Source organism: Enterobacter sp. WCHEn045836, assembly GCF_003965585.1.
GTDB lineage: Bacteria > Pseudomonadota > Gammaproteobacteria > Enterobacterales > Enterobacteriaceae > Enterobacter > Enterobacter dissolvens.
Genome location: NZ_RXPT01000002.1, coordinates 95,681 through 116,716, shown reverse-complemented (window position 1 = coordinate 116,716; position 21,036 = coordinate 95,681). Strand labels below are relative to the sequence as shown.

19 protein-coding genes and 2 tRNA genes are annotated in these 21,036 nt (G+C 53.6%); 5 read left to right on the top strand and 16 right to left on the bottom strand.

Annotated elements, in window-relative coordinates; translation table 11 throughout:
• Positions 1-133: 133 nt before the first annotated feature.
• From rpsO to EKN38_RS02920, 7 genes are all read right to left on the bottom strand, one after another.
• Positions 134-403 carry a 30S ribosomal protein S15 gene (rpsO, locus tag EKN38_RS02950; protein WP_013098914.1) on the bottom strand — a complete coding sequence of 90 codons (270 nt, stop codon included), beginning with the start codon at positions 401-403 and terminating at the stop codon, positions 134-136.
• A 156-nt stretch (positions 404-559) separates the two neighbouring features.
• Positions 560-1,510 (bottom strand): tRNA pseudouridine(55) synthase TruB, encoded by a 951-nt coding sequence (gene truB, locus EKN38_RS02945; protein WP_014833430.1) that lies wholly within the window; start codon positions 1,508-1,510, stop codon positions 560-562.
• Positions 1,510-1,914 (bottom strand): 30S ribosome-binding factor RbfA, encoded by a 405-nt coding sequence (gene rbfA, locus EKN38_RS02940; RefSeq protein WP_003024988.1) that lies wholly within the window; start codon positions 1,912-1,914, stop codon positions 1,510-1,512. The genes truB and rbfA overlap by 1 nt, the downstream gene beginning before the upstream one ends.
• Positions 1,915-2,016: 102 nt before the next feature.
• Complete coding sequence (gene infB / locus EKN38_RS02935) at positions 2,017-4,707, bottom strand: translation initiation factor IF-2 (RefSeq protein WP_014833431.1); 2,691 nt, start codon at positions 4,705-4,707, stop codon at positions 2,017-2,019.
• A 24-nt stretch (positions 4,708-4,731) separates the two neighbouring features.
• Complete coding sequence (gene nusA / locus EKN38_RS02930; protein WP_013098917.1) at positions 4,732-6,234, bottom strand: transcription termination factor NusA; 1,503 nt, start codon at positions 6,232-6,234, stop codon at positions 4,732-4,734.
• A gap of 28 nt (positions 6,235-6,262) precedes the next feature.
• Positions 6,263-6,715 (bottom strand): ribosome maturation factor RimP, encoded by a 453-nt coding sequence (rimP, locus tag EKN38_RS02925; RefSeq protein WP_014833432.1) that lies wholly within the window; start codon positions 6,713-6,715, stop codon positions 6,263-6,265.
• A gap of 207 nt (positions 6,716-6,922) precedes the next feature.
• A tRNA-Met gene (locus EKN38_RS02920) sits at positions 6,923-6,999 on the bottom strand.
• A 286-nt stretch (positions 7,000-7,285) separates the two neighbouring features.
• Between EKN38_RS02920 and argG the strand changes: the two genes are divergently transcribed.
• Positions 7,286-8,632: an argininosuccinate synthase gene (gene argG, locus EKN38_RS02915; protein WP_014833433.1), complete on the top strand. Its 1,347-nt coding sequence runs from the start codon at positions 7,286-7,288 to the stop codon at positions 8,630-8,632.
• Positions 8,633-8,742: 110 nt separating this feature from the next.
• Here argG and EKN38_RS02910 read toward each other — a convergent pair.
• The 6 genes from EKN38_RS02910 to rlmE all read right to left on the bottom strand — a co-directional run bounded on the left by EKN38_RS02910 (position 8,743) and on the right by rlmE (position 14,335).
• Positions 8,743-8,829 (bottom strand) — tRNA-Leu (locus EKN38_RS02910).
• Positions 8,830-8,838: 9 nt separating this feature from the next.
• The gene (gene secG, locus EKN38_RS02905; protein WP_014833434.1) at positions 8,839-9,171 is read right to left on the bottom strand and encodes a preprotein translocase subunit SecG; all 333 of its coding nucleotides are present in this window, start codon (positions 9,169-9,171) and stop codon (positions 8,839-8,841) included.
• A 223-nt stretch (positions 9,172-9,394) separates the two neighbouring features.
• The gene (glmM, locus tag EKN38_RS02900; RefSeq protein WP_014833435.1) at positions 9,395-10,732 is read right to left on the bottom strand and encodes a phosphoglucosamine mutase; all 1,338 of its coding nucleotides are present in this window, start codon (positions 10,730-10,732) and stop codon (positions 9,395-9,397) included.
• The gene (gene folP, locus EKN38_RS02895) at positions 10,725-11,573 is read right to left on the bottom strand and encodes a dihydropteroate synthase (RefSeq protein WP_014833436.1); all 849 of its coding nucleotides are present in this window, start codon (positions 11,571-11,573) and stop codon (positions 10,725-10,727) included. Before folP ends, glmM begins: the two co-directional genes overlap by 8 nt.
• A gap of 98 nt (positions 11,574-11,671) precedes the next feature.
• Positions 11,672-13,606 (bottom strand): ATP-dependent zinc metalloprotease FtsH, encoded by a 1,935-nt coding sequence (ftsH, locus tag EKN38_RS02890; protein ID WP_014833437.1) that lies wholly within the window; start codon positions 13,604-13,606, stop codon positions 11,672-11,674.
• Between the two features lie 102 nt (positions 13,607-13,708).
• Positions 13,709-14,335 (bottom strand): 23S rRNA (uridine(2552)-2'-O)-methyltransferase RlmE, encoded by a 627-nt coding sequence (rlmE, locus tag EKN38_RS02885; RefSeq protein WP_003861812.1) that lies wholly within the window; start codon positions 14,333-14,335, stop codon positions 13,709-13,711.
• A 127-nt stretch (positions 14,336-14,462) separates the two neighbouring features.
• Between rlmE and yhbY the strand changes: the two genes are divergently transcribed.
• Entirely contained in the window at positions 14,463-14,756 is a 294-nt protein-coding gene (yhbY, locus tag EKN38_RS02880; RefSeq protein WP_014833438.1) for a ribosome assembly RNA-binding protein YhbY, read from the top strand.
• Between the two features lie 151 nt (positions 14,757-14,907).
• Here yhbY and greA read toward each other — a convergent pair whose 3' ends face one another.
• On the bottom strand, positions 14,908-15,384 hold the full coding sequence (greA, locus tag EKN38_RS02875; RefSeq protein WP_013098923.1) for a transcription elongation factor GreA: 477 nt from the start codon (positions 15,382-15,384) through the stop codon (positions 14,908-14,910).
• Positions 15,385-15,611: 227 nt separating this feature from the next.
• Between greA and dacB the strand changes: the two genes are divergently transcribed.
• The 3 genes from dacB to pmrB are packed head-to-tail and all read left to right on the top strand — an operon-like array spanning position 15,612 to position 18,750.
• Entirely contained in the window at positions 15,612-17,045 is a 1,434-nt protein-coding gene (gene dacB / locus EKN38_RS02870) for a serine-type D-Ala-D-Ala carboxypeptidase (RefSeq protein WP_014833439.1), read from the top strand.
• Between the two features lie 2 nt (positions 17,046-17,047).
• Positions 17,048-17,710, top strand: a complete 663-nt coding sequence (gene pmrA, locus EKN38_RS02865) for a two-component system response regulator PmrA (RefSeq protein WP_014833440.1) — start codon at positions 17,048-17,050, stop codon at positions 17,708-17,710.
• Complete coding sequence (gene pmrB, locus EKN38_RS02860) at positions 17,707-18,750, top strand: two-component system sensor histidine kinase PmrB (protein ID WP_014833441.1); 1,044 nt, start codon at positions 17,707-17,709, stop codon at positions 18,748-18,750. The genes pmrA and pmrB overlap by 4 nt, the downstream gene beginning before the upstream one ends.
• 37 nt (positions 18,751-18,787) lie before the next feature.
• On the opposite strand, the gene cgtA is transcribed toward pmrB, so the two are convergent.
• Together cgtA and EKN38_RS02850 are read right to left on the bottom strand one after the other, a co-directional pair.
• A complete protein-coding gene (cgtA, locus tag EKN38_RS02855; RefSeq protein ID WP_014833442.1) occupies positions 18,788-19,960 on the bottom strand; it encodes an Obg family GTPase CgtA in 1,173 nt (390 codons plus the stop codon).
• A gap of 15 nt (positions 19,961-19,975) precedes the next feature.
• Positions 19,976-20,941 carry a DMT family transporter gene (locus EKN38_RS02850; protein ID WP_014833443.1) on the bottom strand — a complete coding sequence of 322 codons (966 nt, stop codon included), beginning with the start codon at positions 20,939-20,941 and terminating at the stop codon, positions 19,976-19,978.
• Between the last annotated feature and the right edge of the window lie 95 nt (positions 20,942-21,036).

The following is a 21,036-nucleotide window of genomic DNA, read 5'->3' as shown; positions in this document are numbered from 1 at the left end:
AAGCCTCTCATTAGCCGCGCGAACCTCTGCAAGGAAGATCATTTATAGCAACAATACAATAGTTTCCAGTGAATTGCTGCGGTCTGGTTGAAAAAAGGGGCCATCAGGCCCCCTTTTCTGAAACTCGCAAGACTTAGCGACGCAGACCCAGACGCTCGATCAGCGCGGAGTAACGTGCAACATCTTTACGTTTCAGGTAGTCGAGCAGTTTACGACGCTGAGAAACCATACGCAGCAGACCACGACGGCTGTGGTGATCTTTTTTGTGCTCTGCAAAGTGACCCTGCAGGTGGTTAATCTGTGCAGTCAGCAGTGCAACCTGAACTTCGGTAGAACCGCTGTCGTTAGTACCACGACCAAACTCAGAAACGATTTTAGCTTTAGCTTCAACGCTTAGAGACATTTTCAAACTCCAAAGTATAAAGAATGTAAGGATGCCGATCTCTAATTCAGCGATCCCCGTATACGCCCCGCAAAATTGTTAAACAATTTGCCGGACGTTAAGCCGCGATATTCTACTCGCCTCACCGGTTTACCGCAAGGTGAGCTGATATCGCCGTCAGCCTTCGACCGGGTATTCCACCACCAGACGGCGGGGCGCAACGCGTCCTTCACCGTCCATTTCACCCATGCCGATAAACTTACCGTCATCCCCTTCGGTCACGCGTACCAGCCCTTCCAGCGGTGCATTCGTGGTCCGAACCGGGTTTCCGTTCTTAAAGTAAACGGACGATGTTAAAGGAAGATTAACAACCGGGAAGTCGGCCGCCGGGCTGTCCATCGGCATCAGCAGCGGATCGAGCAGTTCTGCTGCTGCCATCCCTTGCGCTTGCGCCTGCTCAACCAACGCGTGCAGATGTTCAAGGGTCACCATCCGCTCAACCGGATACTTACTGACGGCCAGGCGGCGCAGATAGATAACATGCGCGCCGCAGCCCAGTTTCTCGCCCAGATCGTCGATGATGGTACGAATATAGGTGCCTTTCGAACAGTGGACTTCCAGCTCCAGTTCGTCACCCTCGTGGCGAATAAAGAGCAGTTCATACACGGTGATCGGGCGGGCTTCACGCGGCACTTCAATGCCCTGGCGCGCATATTCGTAGAGTTTTTTACCCTGATACTTCAGCGCCGAATACATCGACGGCACCTGCAGCGTATCGCCACGGAAGCTCTCCAGCGCCGCATCCAGTTGCTCTGCGCTAAACGTCACAGGACGCTCCTCTACCACCTGGCCATCGGCATCGGAGGTGTCCGTGCGCTGGCCCAGTCTGGCGATGACGCGATAACGTTTATCGGAATCCAGCAGGTACTGAGAAAACTTTGTAGCCTCCCCCAGGCAGACAGGCAACATGCCCGTCGCCAGAGGGTCCAGCGCACCAGTATGGCCCGCACGGTTGGCGTTAAAAATTCGCTTAACTTTTTGCAGCACGTCGTTGCTGGAAGCGCCCTGGGGTTTATCCAGCAGCAGCACACCATGCACGTCGCGACCACGACGACGAGGACGACTCATCAGTCCTCCTTGCTGTCGTCCGCCGGGTTAACACGACGTTCGTCGTCATGTTTCACCACGCTGGTCACCAGGTTGGACATACGCATACCTTCGACCAGGGAGTTGTCGTAGAAGAAGGTCAGCTCAGGCACGATACGCAGGCGCATCGCTTTACCGAGCAGAGAGCGGATGAAACCAGAGGCTTCCTGCAGCGCTTTAATGCCATTTTTCACTGCCGCTTCGTCCTGATCGTTCAGGAACGTCACGAACACTTTGGCATACGCCAGGTCTCGGGACATCTCCACGCCGGACACGGTGGTCATCATGCCCACACGCGGATCTTTAATTTCGCGTTGCAGGATGAGCGCGATCTCTTTCTGCATTTCCTGCGCTACGCGCTGCGGGCGACCAAATTCTTTCGCCATAATAAATTCTCCAGACAAAAAAGGGGCTAAAGCCCCTTTTTAAAATTATTGCCGGGTGGCACGAGGCGATCCCGGCCGACATATGGACCTATCCCAACAGGATTAGTCGATGCTGCGTTGGATCTCGATGATTTCGAACACTTCGATCATATCGCCAACGCGAACGTCGTTGTAGTTCTTCACGCCGATACCACATTCCATGCCGTTACGGACTTCGTTAACGTCATCTTTGAAGCGGCGCAGGGATTCCAGCTCGCCTTCGTAGATAACCACGTTGTCACGCAGTACGCGGATTGGGTTGTGACGCTTGATGGTACCTTCGGTAACCATACAGCCCGCGATCGCACCGAATTTCGGTGATTTGAACACATCACGCACTTCAGCCAGACCGATGATCTGCTGTTTCAGCTCTGGAGACAGCATACCGCTCATCGCTGCTTTCACTTCGTCGATCAGGTTATAGATGACGGAGTAGTAACGCAGATCCAGGCTTTCCGCTTCGATCACGCGGCGAGCAGACGCGTCAGCACGCACGTTGAAGCCAACCAGGATGGCGTTGGAGGCAGCCGCCAGGGTTGCGTCGGTTTCGGTGATACCACCTACGCCAGAACCGATGATCTTCACTTTAACTTCATCGGTAGACAGTTTCAGCAAGGAGTCGGAGATCGCTTCCACAGAACCCTGAACGTCTGCTTTCAGTACGACGTTCACTTCGTGAACTTCGCCTTCAGCCATGTTCGCGAACATGTTCTCGAGTTTAGATTTCTGCTGACGAGCCAGTTTAACTTCACGGAATTTGCCCTGACGGTACAGTGCAACTTCACGCGCTTTCTTCTCGTCACGCACAACGGTCACTTCGTCACCGGCAGCCGGCACACCGGACAGACCGAGGATTTCCACTGGAATGGACGGACCTGCTTCCAGCACTTCCTGACCCAGTTCGTTACGCATCGCACGAACACGACCGTATTCGAAACCACACAGGACGATATCGCCTTTATGCAGTGTACCTTCGCGAACCAGAACGGTAGCCACCGGGCCACGGCCTTTATCCAGGAAGGATTCGATGACCGCGCCGCTCGCCATACCGTTACGGATCGCTTTCAGCTCCAGAACTTCAGCCTGCAGCAGGATCGCGTCCAGCAGCTCGTCGATACCGGTACCTGCTTTCGCAGACACGTGTACGAACTGGCTTTCACCGCCCCACTCTTCTGGCAGGATGCCGTACTGGGACAGTTCGTTTTTAACACGATCCGGATCCGCTTCTGGCTTATCGATCTTGTTCACTGCAACCACAACAGGCACACCCGCCGCTTTCGCGTGCTGGATAGCTTCGATAGTCTGTGGCATGACGCCATCGTCTGCAGCAACAACCAGAACAACGATATCTGTCGCCTGAGCACCACGCGCACGCATTGAGGTAAACGCGGCGTGACCTGGGGTATCCAGGAAGGTGATCATACCGTTGTCGGTTTCAACGTGATATGCACCGATGTGCTGGGTAATACCACCCGCTTCACCGGAGGCCACTTTCGTAGAACGAATGTAGTCGAGCAGCGAGGTTTTACCGTGGTCAACGTGACCCATGATGGTCACAACTGGCGCACGCGGTTCTGCCGCAGCACCTGTATCACGGTCGCTCATTACTGCTTCTTCCAGCTCGTTTTCACGACGCAGGATAACTTTGTGGCCCATCTCTTCGGCAACCAGCTGTGCGGTTTCCTGGTCGATAACCTGGTTGATGGTCGCCATTGCGCCCAGTTTCATCATCGCTTTGATGACCTGAGAGCCTTTAACCGCCATTTTGTTCGCCAGATCGCCAACGGTGATGGTTTCGCCGATCACAACGTCACGGTTAACGGCCTGAGCTGGCTTCTGGAAGCCCTGCTGCAGGGAAGACCCTTTACGCTGTTTGCCGCCTTTACCGCCACGCACGGCTGCACGCGCTTCTTCACGATCAGCTTTAGACTCGGCGTGTTTGTTGCCTTTTTTCGCCGGACGCGCTGCCTTCGCATTGCGACCACGACCACGGCCGCCTTCAACTTCACGGTCGTTATCATCTTCAGCCTGACGCGCGTGCTGAGAAGTGGTCACGTGATAGTCGCTGGTATCTTCAGTCGGTTCAGCGGTATTCACACCATTCTTCTCGTTTTCTTCTGCCATACGGCGCGCTTCTTCAGCCACACGACGCGCTTCTTCTTCCAGCTTACGGCGTGCTTCTTCTTCCGCTTTACGCTTCAGCTCGGCAGCTTCATTTTCACGGCGGGCTTTTTCAGCCTGGGCGGTTTTGGTCATTTCGTCTGTCTGTTGATTGCTCACTTTGTCTTTTTCCGCAGCTTCACGCTTCACTTTATCACTTGCGTCGCGTTTCGCTTTTTCTGCGGCCTCACGTTCAGCTTTTAATTCTGCCTCACGTTTGGCAGATGCTTCCGCCTCACGCTGAGCTTGTTCTTCCGCTTCACGCTGTGCCTGCTCTTCCGCGGCAAGGCGTTCTGCCTCTTGCGGATCACGTTTTACAAAGGTGCGCGTCTTGCGGACTTCAATTTGTACCGATTTACTTTTGCCACCGGTACCAGGGATATTCAACGTGCTGCGCGTTTTGCGCTGCAGCGTCAGCTTGTCAGGCGCAGAGCCGTGTTCACGGTTCAGGTGCGCTAACAAGGTTTGTTTTTCGTTTGCCGTCACCGAGTCATCAGCGGTCTTCGGGATCCCTGCATCAGCAAATTGCTGTACCAGGCGGTCCACGGAGGTCTGAATCTCGGCAGCCAGCGATTTTACAGTTACATCAGTCATGCTGTTCCTTCCTGCTACAGTTTATTACGCTTCGTCGCCGAACCAGCAAATATTACGTGCGGCCATGATGAGTTCGCCGGCTTTCTCGTCGGTTAAACCTTCGATATCAGCCAGGTCATCAACGCCTTGCTCAGCGAGATCTTCCAGCGTACAAACACCACGGGCAGCCAGCTTGAACGCAATCGCACGATCAAGACCTTCCAGATTCAGCAGGTCATCAGCCGGCTTTTTATCGCCAAGGCTTTCTTCCTGAGCCAGTGCCAGGGTGGTCAGTGCGTTTTTAGCGCGTTCACGCAGGGCTTCAACGGTTGGTTCATCCAGACCGTCAATTTCCAGCAGCTCTTTCATTGGCACATAGGCCAGTTCTTCCAGCGTAGAGAAACCTTCTTCTACCAGAACCGTGGCGAACTCTTCGTCAATGTCCAGGTATTTCGTGAAGGTATCGATCGCCGCATGGGCTTCAGCCTGATGCTTGGCCTGCAGGTCATCAACGGTCATGACGTTGAGTTCCCAGCCGCTCAGCTGTGACGCCAGGCGTACGTTCTGACCGTTACGGCCGATTGCCTGCGCCAGGTTGCCCGCTTCAACAGCGATATCCATGGTGTGTTTGTCTTCGTCAACAACGATAGACGCCACATCCGCCGGAGCCATTGCGTTGATCACGAACTGCGCCGGGTTGTCATCCCACAGAACGATATCGATACGTTCGCCGCCCAGCTCGGTAGAGACCGCCTGAACACGCGCACCACGCATACCGACGCAAGCACCGACCGGGTCGATACGCTTGTCGTTGGTTTTCACCGCAATTTTCGCACGGGAGCCCGGATCGCGAGCCGCCGCTTTAATCTCGATAACTTCTTCACCGATTTCCGGCACTTCGATACGGAACAGTTCTACCAGCATTTCTGGTTTAGAACGGGTCACGAACAGCTGCGCACCACGTGCCTCAGGGCGAACGGCATACAGCACACCACGGATACGGTCACCTGGACGGAAGTTTTCACGCGGCAGCATGTCTTCACGCAGGATCACCGCTTCAGCGTTGCCCGGCATCCCTTCAGATTTGATCTCCAGAGAGATGTTGTCGCGGTTCACTTTCTTCACCACACCCGTGATGATTTCGCCTTCCTGATCGCGGAACTGATCAACAACCAGCGCACGCTCGGCTTCGCGAACTTTCTGCACGATAACCTGTTTTGCGGTCTGGGTGGTGATACGGTCGAAGGTCACAGACTCAATCTGATCTTCAACATAGTCACCAACGTTCAGGCTTTCGTCTTCAAAACGTGCCGCTTCCAGGGTGATCTCTTTGGTTGGCTGGGTCACTTCTTCAACGATTACCCAACGACGGAATGTATCGAAGTCACCGCTTTTGCGATCGATTTCTACGCGAACATCGATCTCTTGTTCGTATTTTTTCTTGGTTGCTGTAGCCAGTGCACTTTCCAGCGCTTCGAAAATCTTTTCACGCGGCAGTGATTTCTCGTTGGAGACGGCTTCAACAACAGCCAAAATTTCTTTGTTCATCGCGGGCTTTTCACCTCAATCCAGACTGTTAAAAGTGGGGAACCAGGTTCGCCTTCTGGATATTACTCAGCGCGAACACTTCATCTTTGCCTTCGACTGTCACCGTGATCATTTCACCATCAACGGCTTTGATAATTCCCTGCCATTTACGGCGGTTCTGTACGGCCATACGCAGAACGAGAGCCACTTCTTCACCGGTAAAGCGCACATAGTGCTCGGCCGTGAACATCGGGCGATCGAGGCCAGGTGAGGAAACTTCCAGGTTGTACGCAACGGTAATCGGATCTTCAACATCAAGAACCGCACTCACCTGGTGGCTAACATCAGCACAATCATCAACATTGATGCCATCTTCACTATCAATATAGATGCGCAGCGTCGATGTGCGGCCGCGAACGAATTCGATGCCGACCAGTTCGTAGCCCAGTGCTTCGACCGGTGCAGTAATCATCTCTGTTAATTTTTGCTCTAATGTGGACAAGCCCACCCCCAAGACATAAAAAAAGGGCGTAAAGCCCAGTTATTCTGTAGTCAGATAACAAAAAACCCCGATAAATCGGGGCTTTAGATAACTGAACCCTATAGCCACAACGGTGGCCTGGAGCACTCTCCGAAAGAATTTTTTCAAATCCAGCTACGAAGGCTCTGAGTCTTCACAGTATATTTGAAAAATGACTTTATGGGAAAGTGGTTGCGGGGGCCGGATTTGAACCGACGACCTTCGGGTTATGAGCCCGACGAGCTACCAGGCTGCTCCACCCCGCGCCTGAAACGTGGCAAATTCTACGCTTTTTGGCGAGAAAATGCAAATAATGCTGGGATTTGGTACCGAAGACGGGACGTAAAATCGGCGTTCAGTATATTGATAGTGAACCCCGCCTGTCAACCTAGTTTCCACCAGGCTAAACGGAGGGAAATTTTTACAAAAAACGCACGAGTCTCTTCCGGTCATCGACAAAAGATGATTAAATGAATACTCACTTATTTTGCATAAACATGCATCGAGAGCGAAAGCGGTCTCTAATCAGTCAATCACGCAGGGTTTTATTTTATGACGACGATTCTCAAGCATCTTCCGGTAGGACAACGTATTGGCATCGCTTTTTCAGGCGGCCTGGATACCAGCGCTGCACTGCTGTGGATGCGCCAGAAGGGAGCGGTTCCGTATGCATATACAGCGAACCTGGGTCAGCCGGATGAGGACGACTATGATGCCATTCCTCGTCGTGCTAAAGAGTATGGCGCAGAGAACGCACGTCTGATTGACTGCCGTAAGCAGCTGGTCGCCGAAGGTATTGCCGCTATTCAGTGTGGCGCTTTCCATAATACCACCGGCGGTCTGACCTATTTCAACACCACCCCACTGGGCCGTGCCGTGACCGGCACCATGCTGGTTGCCGCCATGAAAGAAGATGGTGTGAACATCTGGGGTGACGGCAGTACCTATAAAGGCAACGACATTGAACGTTTCTATCGCTATGGCCTGCTGACTAACGCCGAGCTGCAGATTTACAAACCGTGGCTGGACACCGATTTTATCGATGAGCTGGGCGGCCGTCATGAAATGTCTGAATTTATGATTGCCTGCGGCTTCGACTATAAGATGTCCGTCGAAAAAGCCTACTCCACTGACTCCAACATGCTGGGCGCGACGCACGAAGCAAAAGATCTGGAGTTCCTGAATTCCAGCGTGAAAATCGTTAACCCCATCATGGGTGTGAAGTTTTGGGATGAAAACGTCAAAATCCCGGCAGAGGAAGTGACCGTGCGTTTCGAGCGTGGCCATCCGGTTGCCCTCAATGGCAAGACCTTCTCTGACGATGTGGAACTGATGCTGGAAGCGAACCGCATCGGCGGCCGTCACGGTCTGGGTATGAGCGATCAGATTGAAAACCGTATCATTGAAGCGAAGAGCCGTGGCATCTATGAAGCCCCGGGGATGGCGCTGCTGCACATTGCGTATGAACGTCTGCTGACCGGCATTCACAACGAAGATACCATTGAGCAGTATCACTCTCATGGCCGTCAGTTGGGTAAACTGCTGTATCAGGGCCGCTGGTTCGATCCGCAGGCACTGATGCTGCGTGATGCCCTGCAACGTTGGGTGGCAAGCGCTATTACTGGCGAAGTGACTCTGGAACTGCGTCGCGGTAACGACTACTCCATCCTGAATACCGTGTCCGACAACCTGACCTACAAAGCAGAGCGTCTGACCATGGAGAAAGGCGAATCCGTGTTCTCACCTGATGACCGTATTGGTCAGCTGACCATGCGTAATCTGGATATCACCGATACCCGTGAGAAGCTGTTCAACTACGTTGAGAATGGCCTGCTGTCAGCCAGTTCCGGTAACGGCCTGCCGCAGGTTGAAAACCTGGAGCACAGCGATAAGAAGTAATCGCTGAGAAGAAATGCAAAAGGCGTCCGATGGACGCCTTTTTTTGGTTTTTTTCGATCGTACTTCAGACGAAAAAAAAGACGTCTTTCGACGTCTTTCTTCTGGAATATTGGTACCGAGGATGGGACTCGAACCCACAAGCCCGTTAGGGCACTACCACCTCAAGGTAGCGTGTCTACCAATTCCACCACCTCGGTACGGAATACTTACTGCGGGATATCGCTGGTTGGCTTAGCCGGTACAGCTGGCTGAGTCTGCTCAGTTTTCGCTGGCGCGCTCAGGTTTTCCCACTCGCTTCCTTTGCTGGTCTTGTTGCTGTTGATATTGCCCAGCACCAGGCTGATGATGAAGAACAGCGTAGCCAGAATCGCTGTAGTACGGGTCATGAAGTTCGCAGAACCACTTGAACCGAACAGCGTACCGGAAGCGCCTGCTCCGAAGGAGGCTCCCATATCAGCGCCTTTACCTTGCTGCAGCATAATCAGCGCTACGAGAGCGATGGCTACAATAAGGAAAACAACTAAAAGAGCTTCGTACATAATCAACCTGTTCCTTGCGGATTTGCCGCATACCAATGCTTCGACCAATTAGCAGGATTTTTGTTTCCCACTGAAGCGGGTGTGAATACTAACCAAAGCGAATGACCTTCGCAAGGGCAATTTTGACGCATTGTATCAACTGCAGAAAAAAACAGCAAAAAGCCATTAAATGCTTAAAACTAAGGCGGCAAGCGCCGCCTTTTTAAACACTTACTGTGAAAAGTTATGCAGCTTTTACGGCATCCGCAATACGGTGCGCAAATTCCGTCACCTGCGTTTCGTCTTCACCTTCCACCATCACGCGGATCAGCGGTTCAGTACCCGACTTACGCAGCAGAACACGACCACGGCTGCCGAGCGCGGCTTCAACCTCAGTCATGACGGCTTTCACATTTTCATTTTCCAGCGGATCGCCTTTACCTGCGGTGAAGCGCACGTTGACAAGGATCTGCGGGAACATTTTCATACCGCTGCAGAGATCCTGCAGGGTCATATGATTGCGGGCCATGGCGGCTACCACCTGCAGTGCCGCGACGATGCCGTCACCGGTGGTGGTTTTGTCCAGCAGGATCACGTGACCGGAGTTTTCTGCGCCAATACGCCAGCCTTTCTCCTGCAGTTTTTCCAGCACGTAGCGGTCACCCACTTTCGCACGAACAAACGGGATACCCAGCTGTTTCAACGCCAGCTCCAGTCCCATATTGCTCATCAGGGTACCCACGGCGCCGCCGCGCAACTGCCCCTGACGCAGGCCTTCACGGGCGATGATATAAAGAATTTGATCACCATCGACCTTGTTACCTTCGTGATCAACCATGATCACACGGTCGCCGTCACCGTCCAGCGCAATGCCGAGATCCGCTTTTTCTGCCAGCACGCGTGCCTGCAGGGCACGAACGTCTGTCGCACCGACCTGTTCGTTAATGTTCAGACCATCAGGCTCACAGCCGATGGTGATCACTTTCGCCCCCAGCTCACGGAAAACATTAGGTGCAATGTGATACGTCGCACCGTTTGCACAGTCCACCACAATTTTAAGGTGAGCCAGGCTTAGCTCGTTCGGGAAGGTCCCTTTGCAGAATTCAATGTAACGGCCAGCTGCATCAACAATACGGTTTGCTTTGCCCAGTTCAGCGGAATCGACGCAGGTGATCTCTTTTTCCATTTCGGCTTCGATCGCCTCTTCCACTTCATCCGGTAGCTTGGTGCCATCGATGGAGAAGAACTTGATGCCGTTGTCATAGAACGGGTTATGCGAGGCAGAAATCACGATGCCGGCTTCCGCGCGGAAGGTACGCGTCAGATACGCAACAGCCGGGGTTGGCATTGGCCCCGTAAAGGAAGCTGAAAGTCCCGCTGCCGCCAGTCCGGCTTCCAGCGCGGACTCCAGCATATAGCCGGAGATACGGGTATCTTTACCAATGATAATTTTACGCGAGCCATGACGTGCCAGAACCTTGCCAGCAGCCCAACCAAGTTTAAGCACAAAATCAGGGGTGATTGGAGCATCGCCTACGCGCCCACGGATACCATCGGTACCAAAATACTTACGATTACTCATAGCGTTTCTTTTCCTTCGCTGCCAGTGTGGCTTCCACCACACGCATGGCTTCTACTGTTTCTTTAACATCATGGACACGGATAATGTGCGCGCCTTGCATTGCCGCAATCACCGCACAAGCCAGGCTACCGCTCAGGCGTTCACTCGGCCCTACATTGAGCAACTGCCCAATCATCGACTTTCTCGACATGCCAACCAGCAGCGGCAGGCCGAAATGATGAAACTCTGATAAGCGCGCAAGCAACTCATAATTGTGAGAGAGATTTTTACCGAAACCGAACCCCGGGTCGAGCAGCAATTTCTCTTTTGCGATACCTGCACGCTCACAGCGTGCAATATGCTCATTAAAGAAGCGATTCACATCCGCAAAAACATCCTCATACTTAGGCGCATCCTGCATCGTTTTCGGCTGGCCCTGCATATGCATCAGACAAACCGGCAGCCCGGTTTCCGCAGCCGCCTCAATCGCCCCTGGCTCGGTGAGAGAGCGGATATCATTGATGATGTGAGCACCCACTCGCGCCACTTCGCGAATGACCTCTGGCTTGGACGTGTCGACGGATATCCACACCTCAAAACGTTGTGCGATCGCTTCTACCACCGGCACCACCCGCGCCAGCTCTTCTTCCACCGAAACCTCTGCCGCCCCTGGACGCGTCGATTCACCACCGACGTCAATGATGGTGGCTCCCGCGTTGATCATCAGATTGGCGTGCTTAACCGCCTCGATAAGCGTGTTATGCGTGCCACCATCAGAGAAGGAGTCAGGCGTGACATTCAGGATCCCCATCACATGCGGATGTGAGAGATCGAGATGCGAGTCCTGGGCGAATAGTTTCATGGTTAAATCCCTGGTATTAATGTGGTTTAACAGAAAAGAAAAACCCCGGAGCAAGCTCCAGGGTTTGAGGTACAGACATACTCACCAACAGCAGTGACTTACTTGTCGCCCAACTGTTCTGACATGGTGTTGCCCGGGTTCGGCGTACGTGGTTCATCAACCGGACGCGGCGCACGCGGGGTGCCATTGTTGTCAGAATTGTTGGAAGCACCTGGGTCTTCCCAGCCTGCTGGCGGACGCACTTCGCGGCGAGCCATCAGGTCGTCAATCTGCGGAGCATCGATGGTCTCATATTTCATGAGCGCATCTTTCATCGAATGCAGAATGTCCATATTGTCGTTCAGGATCTGACGTGCGCGACCGTAGTTACGTTCAATCAGCGCTTTCACTTCCTGGTCGATGATGCGAGCTGTCTCATCAGACATATGTTTCGCTTTCGCCACAGAGCGGCCCAGGAACACTTCGCCCTCTTCCTCTGCATAGAGCAGTGGACCGAGTTTGTCGGAGAAGCCCCACTGGGTCACCATGTTACGCGCCAGGTTTGTCGCCACTTTAATATCGTTGGACGCACCGGTAGAAACATGTTCCGCACCGTAGATAATCTCTTCCGCCAGACGACCGCCGTACAGGGTTGAAATCTGGCTTTCCAGTTTCTGACGGCTGGCGCTAATCGCGTCGCCTTCAGGCAGGAAGAAGGTCACACCCAGCGCACGACCGCGCGGAATGATCGTCACTTTATGCACCGGATCGTGTTCCGGCACCAGGCGACCGATAATCGCGTGGCCCGCTTCGTGGTATGCCGTGGACTCTTTCTGCGCTTCCGTCATCACCATGGAGCGGCGTTCCGCCCCCATCATGATTTTGTCTTTCGCTTTTTCGAATTCCACCATCGATACCACGCGCTTGTTACCGCGAGCAGCAAACAGTGCAGCTTCGTTGACCAGGTTAGCCAGATCCGCACCGGAGAAGCCCGGTGTACCGCGCGCAATGATTGCCGCGTCGATATCTGGCGCCAGTGGTACGCGACGCATGTGAACTTTCAGAATCTGTTCACGACCACGGACATCCGGCAGACCAACCACAACCTGACGGTCGAAACGGCCTGGACGCAGCAGCGCCGGGTCAAGAACGTCCGGACGGTTAGTTGCCGCAATAACGATAATACCCTCGTTACCTTCAAAGCCGTCCATCTCAACCAGCATCTGGTTCAGAGTCTGCTCACGTTCATCATGACCACCGCCCAGGCCTGCGCCACGCTGGCGACCTACGGCGTCGATTTCATCGATGAAGATAATGCACGGTGCTGCCTTTTTAGCCTGCTCGAACATGTCACGCACACGAGATGCACCGACACCCACGAACATTTCTACGAAGTCAGAACCCGAAATAGTAAAGAACGGCACCTTCGCTTCACCCGCGATGGCTTTCGCCAGCAGGGTTTTACCGGTACCCGGAGGGCCGACCATCAGGACGCCTTTCGGGATCTTACCGCCCAGCTTCTGGAAACGGCTCGGCTCGCGCAGGTATTCAACCAGTTCACCCACCTCTTCTTTTGCTTCGTCACAACCGGCGACGTCTGCAAACGTGGTTTTGATCTGATCTTCCGTCAACATACGCGCCTTGCTCTTACCGAACGACATGGCACCTTTGCCACCGCCGCCCTGCATCTGGCGCATAAAGAAGATCCAGACGCCGATAAGAAGCAGCATCGGGAACCAGGAGATGAAGATAGAAGCCAGCAGGCTTGGTTCTTCTGGCGGCTCACCTACCACCTTGACGTTTTTAGTCAGAAGGTTATCAAGCAGCTTAGGATCGTTCACCGGGATGTAAGTCGTGTAACGGTTACTATCTTTCTTGGTAACGTTGATCTCACGTCCGTTGATACGCGCTTCGCGAACCTGGTCCTGATTGACCTCCTGCAGGAAGGTAGAATAATCCACCTTGCGGCCATTCGACTCGCTGGGCCCAAAGCTCTGGAATACTGACATCAGCACAACGGCAATGACCAGCCAGAGTATTAGGTTTTTCGCCATGTCACTCAAGGGATTAACCTCATATTACAACTGTGTTAAAAACAGCGTCAGGATACTCTATATCCAGTGTCATTCAAACTTTCGTCTGAAATCCACCAGCTATCATTTTCGCCCGGTCGCTACAATATACACTTCACGGGAACGGGCCCGGGAAGAGTCCGGCTTACGAACTTTGACCTTCGCAAACAGGGAGCGAATTTCCTTAAGGTACTCCTCGAAACCTTCGCCCTGAAACACCTTCACAACAAAACTACCACCAGGCGCTAGTACATCACGACACATTTCTAACGCTAGCTCCACCAGATACATGGCGCGGGGGATATCCACCGCCGGTGTTCCACACATATTTGGTGCCATATCTGACATGACAACCTGGACCTTACTGTCACCTACACGATCAAGTAACGCTTTCAGCACTAATTCATCACGAAAGTCGCCCTGAAGGAAGTCGACACCAACGATGGGATCCATTGGTAAAAGATCGCATGCGATGATTCGGCCCGTGCCGCCAATCTGCGTTACCGCATACTGGGACCATCCGCCAGGTGCCGCACCGAGGTCAACCACCGTCATCCCCGGCTTAAAAAGTTTGTCACTTTGCTGTATTTCATCAAGTTTAAACCAGGCACGGGAACGCAACCCCTTTTTCTGTGCCTGTTGAACATATTTATCGCTAAAGTGTTCCTGAAGCCAGCGGCTGGAACTGGCAGAACGCTTTTTACCTGTCATTTAACATTTCCGTCCTGGTTCATCGTTGCTTGCCTGTGACGTAAATTTCTACGCAGCTATTTGGCGATATAAGGGAGATGGCGGTAGAATGAACCGTTTTCAATCCCAACGTAAGCAAAAATATACGATGAATCTGAGTACTAAACAAAAACAGCACCTTAAAGGTCTGGCACATCCGCTCAAGCCTGTAGTCATGCTTGGCAACAATGGTTTGACCGAAGGGGTGCTTGCCGAGATTGAACAAGCGCTGGAACACCACGAGCTGATCAAGGTGAAAATTGCCTCTGAAGACAGAGACACGAAGAACTTGATCGTGGAAGCCATCGTGCGCGAAACCGGTGCCTGTAATGTACAGGTCATCGGTAAAACGCTGGTGCTCTATCGCCCAACTAAAGAGCGTAAAATCTCGCTGCCACGCTAAGGATATCCTGAATTAAACACATTTTCTGTGTAAAACGAGGGATTTCTGTCAGCAGGTGAGCAAAATGCCATGCTCCTTGAGTTGTTAAAAGGCCGCTATGCGGCCTTTTTCCTTTCTTTACAATGTATCAACATCTGTGTGGCGAGGCGAATTACAGGTACTCAACCTTGATAATTTCGTATTCCACTTCCCCGCCCGGGGTACGGATGGTGACCACATCGTCCTGCTCTTTGCCAATCAGGCCGCGGGCAATCGGAGAGTTCACTGAGATCAGGTTCTGTTTGAAGTCAGCTTCATCATCACCCACGATGCGGTAAGTCTGCTCTTCGTCAGTGTCCAGGTTCAGCACGCTAACGGTCGAACCGAAGATCACACGGCCATTGTTTGGCATTTTGGTGATATCGATAACCTGCGCATTGGACAGTTTTGCTTCGATATCTTTAATACGCCCTTCACAGAACCCCTGCTGCTCACGCGCCGCATGGTATTCAGCGTTCTCTTTCAGGTCGCCATGCTCACGCGCTTCCGCGATAGCGGCGATGATTTCAGGGCGACGAACCGATTTCAGGAAATCCAGCTCTTCGCGCAGTTTTTCGGCACCACGTAAGGTCATCGGAATAGCTTGCATTTGTTATACCTCTTAAACATTCCTGTTGGGAGCAGTGTTCCCTGCCCCGGCCCTCATGAGCGGGCCAGAAGCAAAAAGAAAACCGACCCGGGAGCTACGCCCCAGGTCAGCAGCAATTTTCAATTTGATACGCATTTTACCGCGAAGTTCACTATGGGTCATCGTTTACTTTGCAGTGCTATGCACCGTAGTATGACGGTTTGTTTTCGGGTTGTTAGCGCGAGATTATGCGATTTTCCAGATTTATCATCGGATTGACTACCAGTATAACGTTCAGCGTTCAGGCCGCGAATGTTGATGAGTACATTAATCAGCTACCCGCCGGTGCTAACCTTGCACTGATGGTGCAGAAGGTCGGGGCACAGGCACCAGAGATTGACTACCACAGTCAACAAATGGCGCTGCCTGCCAGTACCCAGAAGGTGATCACTGCGCTCGCCGCCCTGCTTCAGCTCGGGCCTGACTTCCGTTTTACCACCACCCTTGAGACCAAAGGCAAGGTTGAAGACGGTGAGTTGAAAGGCGATCTCATCGCCCGCTTTGGCGGTGACCCCACCTTCAAACGCCAGGATATCCGCAACATGGTGGCGGTGCTGAAAAAATCCGGCGTGCAGAAGATCGATGGCAACGTGTTGATCGATACCTCCATCTTTGCCAGCCACGATAAAGCCCCTGGCTGGCCGTGGAACGACATGACGCAGTGCTTTAGCGCGCCGCCAGCGGCCGCTATTGTTGACCGTAACTGCTTCTCGATTTCGCTTTACAGCGCGCCAAAACCGGACGATTTAGCGTTTATTCGCGTAGCGTCTTACTACCCGGTCACCATGTTCAGCCAGGTCCGTACGCTGGCCAAAGGCTCCCCGGACGCACAGTATTGCGAACTGGATGTCGTGCCCGGCGATCTTAACCGCTTCACCCTTACCGGATGCCTGACGCAACGCGCCGACCCCCTACCGCTGGCCTTCGCCATCCAGGATGGCGCAAGCTACGCGGGCGCAATTATCAAGGACGAACTGAAACAGGCTGGGATCACCTATACCGGTACTCTCCTGCGTCAGACGCAGGTTAATCAACCCGGCACGGTTATCGCCAGCAAACAGTCTGAACCGTTGCACGATTTGCTAAGGATCATGCTGAAGAAGTCTGACAATATGATCGCCGACACGGTATTCCGCATGATTGGTCACGCGCGTTTCGGTGTTCCGGGAACCTGGCGTGCAGGCTCCGACGCCGTGCGTCAGATCCTGCGTCAGCAGGCGGGCATCGATCTGGGCAATACGATCGCTGTCGATGGTTCCGGGTTATCGCGTCACAATTTGATCTCTCCGGCAACCATGATGCAAGTGCTTCAGTACATTGCACAACATGACACTGAGCTAAACTTTATCTCGATGCTGCCCCTTGCCGGGCATGACGGTTCACTTCAGTACCGGGCCGGCCTTCACGCTGCCGGTGTGGACGGTAAAGTGTCCGCTAAAACAGGTTCACTGCAGGGGGTTTACAACCTTGCAGGCTTCATCACTACCGCCAGCGGGCAACGCATGGCATTCGTGCAGTATCTTTCCGGCTATGCCGTCGAACCGGCCGACCAGCGCAATCGCCGTATCCCGCTGGTACGCTTCGAAAGCAGGCTTTATAAGGACATCTACCAGAATAACTAGCGATGAAACTACTTATAGTTGAAGACGATCTGTTATTACAGGAAGGGCTTGCGCTTGCGCTGGCCAATGAAGGATATGCCCTCGACTGCGCCGCCACGGCGGCAGAGGCGGATGCCCTGATCCAGAGCGGGGAATACAGTCTGGTGATCCTCGATCTTGGCTTACCAGATAAAGACGGTGCCACATTGTTAAGCCAGTGGCGCCGCCGCGGTGTCGACAACCCGGTGTTGATCCTGACGGCACGTGATGCCATCGAAGATCGTATCAACGGCCTTGATTCCGGCGCGGATGATTATCTGGTGAAGCCTTTTGCCCTCGCAGAGCTACAGGCACGCGTGCGGGCGTTAATCCGCCGCTATCAGGGGCATAGTGATAACTTACTCACCGACGGGGATATTACGCTGAATCTGCAAACCCAACAGGTGCTGCGTGAGTCCCAGCCCGTTGAGGTCACCCCCAAAGAGTTCGCTCTGCTTACGCGTCTGATCATGCGGAGCGGACAGACGGTACACCGAGAAACCCTCCAGCAGGATATTTACTCCTGGCAAGATGATCCGGGGTCAAACACCCTTGAAGTGCACATTCACAATCTGCGGCGCAAACTCGGTAAAGACAGAATAAAAACCGTACGCGGTGTGGGCTATCGTCTGGAGAGCCAGAAATGAACAGCATGCGTCGGCGATTGATGGTTCTGCTGGCGGTTATTCTATTATTTTTCCAGTTGATAAGCGTAATCTGGCTCTGGCATGAAAGCCGCGAACAGATTGGTTTTCTGGTCAATGAAACGTTGTCGGCAAAATCACGCAACAACCACGTTGAAAAAGAGATCCGCGAAGCGATTGCCTCGCTGCTGGTCCCCTCCCTGGTGATGGTTGGCTTCACCCTGCTCTTCTCCTTCTGGGCAGTTACCTGGATAACCCGCCCCCTGAACAAGCTGCGTGCCAGTCTGGCGAATCGTTCCGCGGACAACCTGACCCCGCTGCCAATGTATTCCGATATGGAAGAAATCGGTGCCGTCACCACCTCTCTGAATCAGTTGCTCGCCAGGCTGGATCACACCATCCAGCAAGAAAGACTCTTTACCGCCGATGCTGCGCACGAGCTGCGCACGCCTCTCGCCGGGATCAGGCTGCATCTGGAACTCATGGCGCAGTCAGGTTCGCCGCAGGCTTCGACACTCATCAGCCGTATCGATCAGCTCATGCATACCATTGAACAGTTGCTCATGCTGGCGCGTGCCGGGCAGGCGATGGCAAGCGGCCACTACGAGACGGTGAACTGGACAGACAATATAATCACCCCGCTTGGCCTTGAGCATGAAGCCAAAGAACATACGGTGATATGGCCGGCCAAAAGCCCACTAACGGTGCAGGGGGACGCGGTGCTTCTGCGATTGATGCTGCGTAACCTGCTGGAGAATGCCGGACGTTACAGCCCGGCAGGAACAACCATCACCGTGACATTAACCGGCCAGGACGGCGGTACGCGGGTCAGCGTTATCGATCAGGGACCCGGTATTGATGAAGCGCACCGGCAGTCGATCACCGAGCCGTTCCGTCGTCTCGACCAGCGCTACGGCGGTAGTGGCCTGGGTCTGAGCATCGTGCAACGCATCGTGCAGCTTCACCACGGAAAACTGACGCTGGAGAATGGCGCGCAAGGCGGTCTCATCGCCAGCTGCTGGCTGCCTTCAACACTGGAATAAAAAAAGCCCCTGTATCAACAGGGGCCTTCTGTGGTCATCAGTGCTTGTAGATGAACTCGACGCCTTCTTCGTCGTCTTCATCCCAGTCGTCGTCCCAGTCGTCTTCCTCCTCCGCTTCCAGCTCTTCAAGCTGTTGACGGTGGTAGTCATCCCACATGAATTCCACTTTTTCAGGCTGCTTCGCTTCTTCCGCCTGAACAACCGGGTTCTCGATGATAAAGGTCATCACATCCCAGCAGAGATCTTTCACGCCAACCTGGCTTGCCGCGGAGATCAGGTAGTATTTCTCTTCCCAACCCATCGCTTCAGCAATGGCTTTCGCTTTTGCTTCTGCTTCGGCTTTATCCATCAGGTCAATCTTGTTAAAGACCAGCCAGCGCGGTTTGTTCGCCAGTTTCTCGCTGTATTTCTCCAGCTCGCCGACGATGATACGGGCATTTTCTACCGGATCGGACCCGTCGATCGGATCGATATCGATCAGGTGCAGCAGTACGCGGCAGCGCTCAAGGTGTTTCAGGAAGCGGATACCCAGACCGGCACCTTCAGCAGCACCTTCAATCAGACCCGGGATATCGGCAACCACGAAGCTCTTCTCGTTATCCATACGGACAACGCCCAGGCTTGGCACCAGCGTGGTAAACGGATAGTCCGCCACTTTTGGCTTCGCTGCGGAGACGGCACGAATAAACGTCGATTTACCGGCGTTTGGCATACCCAGCATACCCACGTCAGCCAGCAGCATCAGCTCCAGTTGCAGGTCGCGCTTATCGCCCGGCGTACCCATCGTTTTCTGACGAGGTGTACGGTTGACGGAAGATTTGAAACGGCTGTTACCCAGACCGTGCCAGCCGCCTTTTGCGACCATCAGACGCTGACCGTGTTTGGTCATATCGCCCATGGTCTCACCTGTACCCTGATCGATCACACGCGTACCGACTGGCACCTTGATGGTCACGTCTTTACCGCGTTTCCCGGTACAGTCACGGCTCTGGCCATTCTGGCCACGTTCTGCGCGGAAAGATTTTTCGAAACGGTAGTCGATCAGCGTGTTGAGGTTCTCATCCGCCTCCAGCCACACGTCACCGCCGTCACCACCGTCGCCGCCGTCAGGGCCGCCACGTGGGATATATTTTTCACGGCGGAAGCTCACGCAACCGTTGCCGCCATCACCTGCCACGACCAGGATCGTCGCTTCATCAACAAACTTCATTTTACTCTCCGTAACTCATTCGCCTGAGCGGGGGACTACTACAACCGCTTCATTTTTGCGCCAACGCCCCCAGAGACGATGACCAATGGCGGAATACATCGCGCCCGCAACCACGACAAACGCACCGAGATAGCCCAACAGGTTGAGCATCGGTCTGACGAAGACATCGGGCCAGGCCATTGATAACAAATCTGAAAATAACAGCGTAAACAGCGGAGTGAGCGTAATCAATGCGCTCACCTGTGCTGCCTGCCAGCGCGCCATTGCTTCGGCCAGCGCGCCATAACCGACCAGCGTATTCAGCCCACAAAATATGAGGCACGCCAGTTGCCAGTCGCTAAGCTGGGTAATCACCCCCGGCTTCGCTAACGGCAATAATGCTATTGTACACAAAGTGTACAGCAAAAAGAGGATCTGCTGTGAAGCAAGACGACGCAATAACACCTTTTGCGCGACACCATAGCTCACCCAGACTGTTGCTGCCCCCACACCGAAGATCACACCCCAGGTGTAATCGGTCAGTCGGGTAAAAATCTCTATCAGGCTGGTATTGAAGAACATCACCAGACCACATAGCAGCATGCTCGCCCCGATAATCTGCGTACCCCGCATCTTCTCCTTGAGGATAAAGACGCTGGCGACCATCATGCCGACCGGTGAGAGTTGACCAATCACTTGCGACGCTGTCGGGCTGAGGTATTGCAGGGAAGAGCTGAACAGTATGAAGTTGCCAAACAGTCCACCGGTCGCGATAGCCAGCAACACCAGCCAGCGCGGTTTACGGAAGAGACGCAATGGTGGAAGCTTACCTTTAACAGCGAGAATGGCACCCAGGCCGATACTTGCCATCAGAAAGCGATAAAACACCACCGTAGGCGGCTCCATCACTTCCAGCACCTGCTTCATTGCAATTGGCAGCGCACCCCAGCACATTGCGGTTGTGAGCGCCAAAAGAATACCAATGCCGGCCTGCTGCTTCATGCCCGTTTTCCCTACAGAAAAAATTACCGGGTTTCCAATGTAAAAAGCCCCGCAACAGGTTGCGGGGCTTTAATCCGTTACCGGACCGAGAAAAC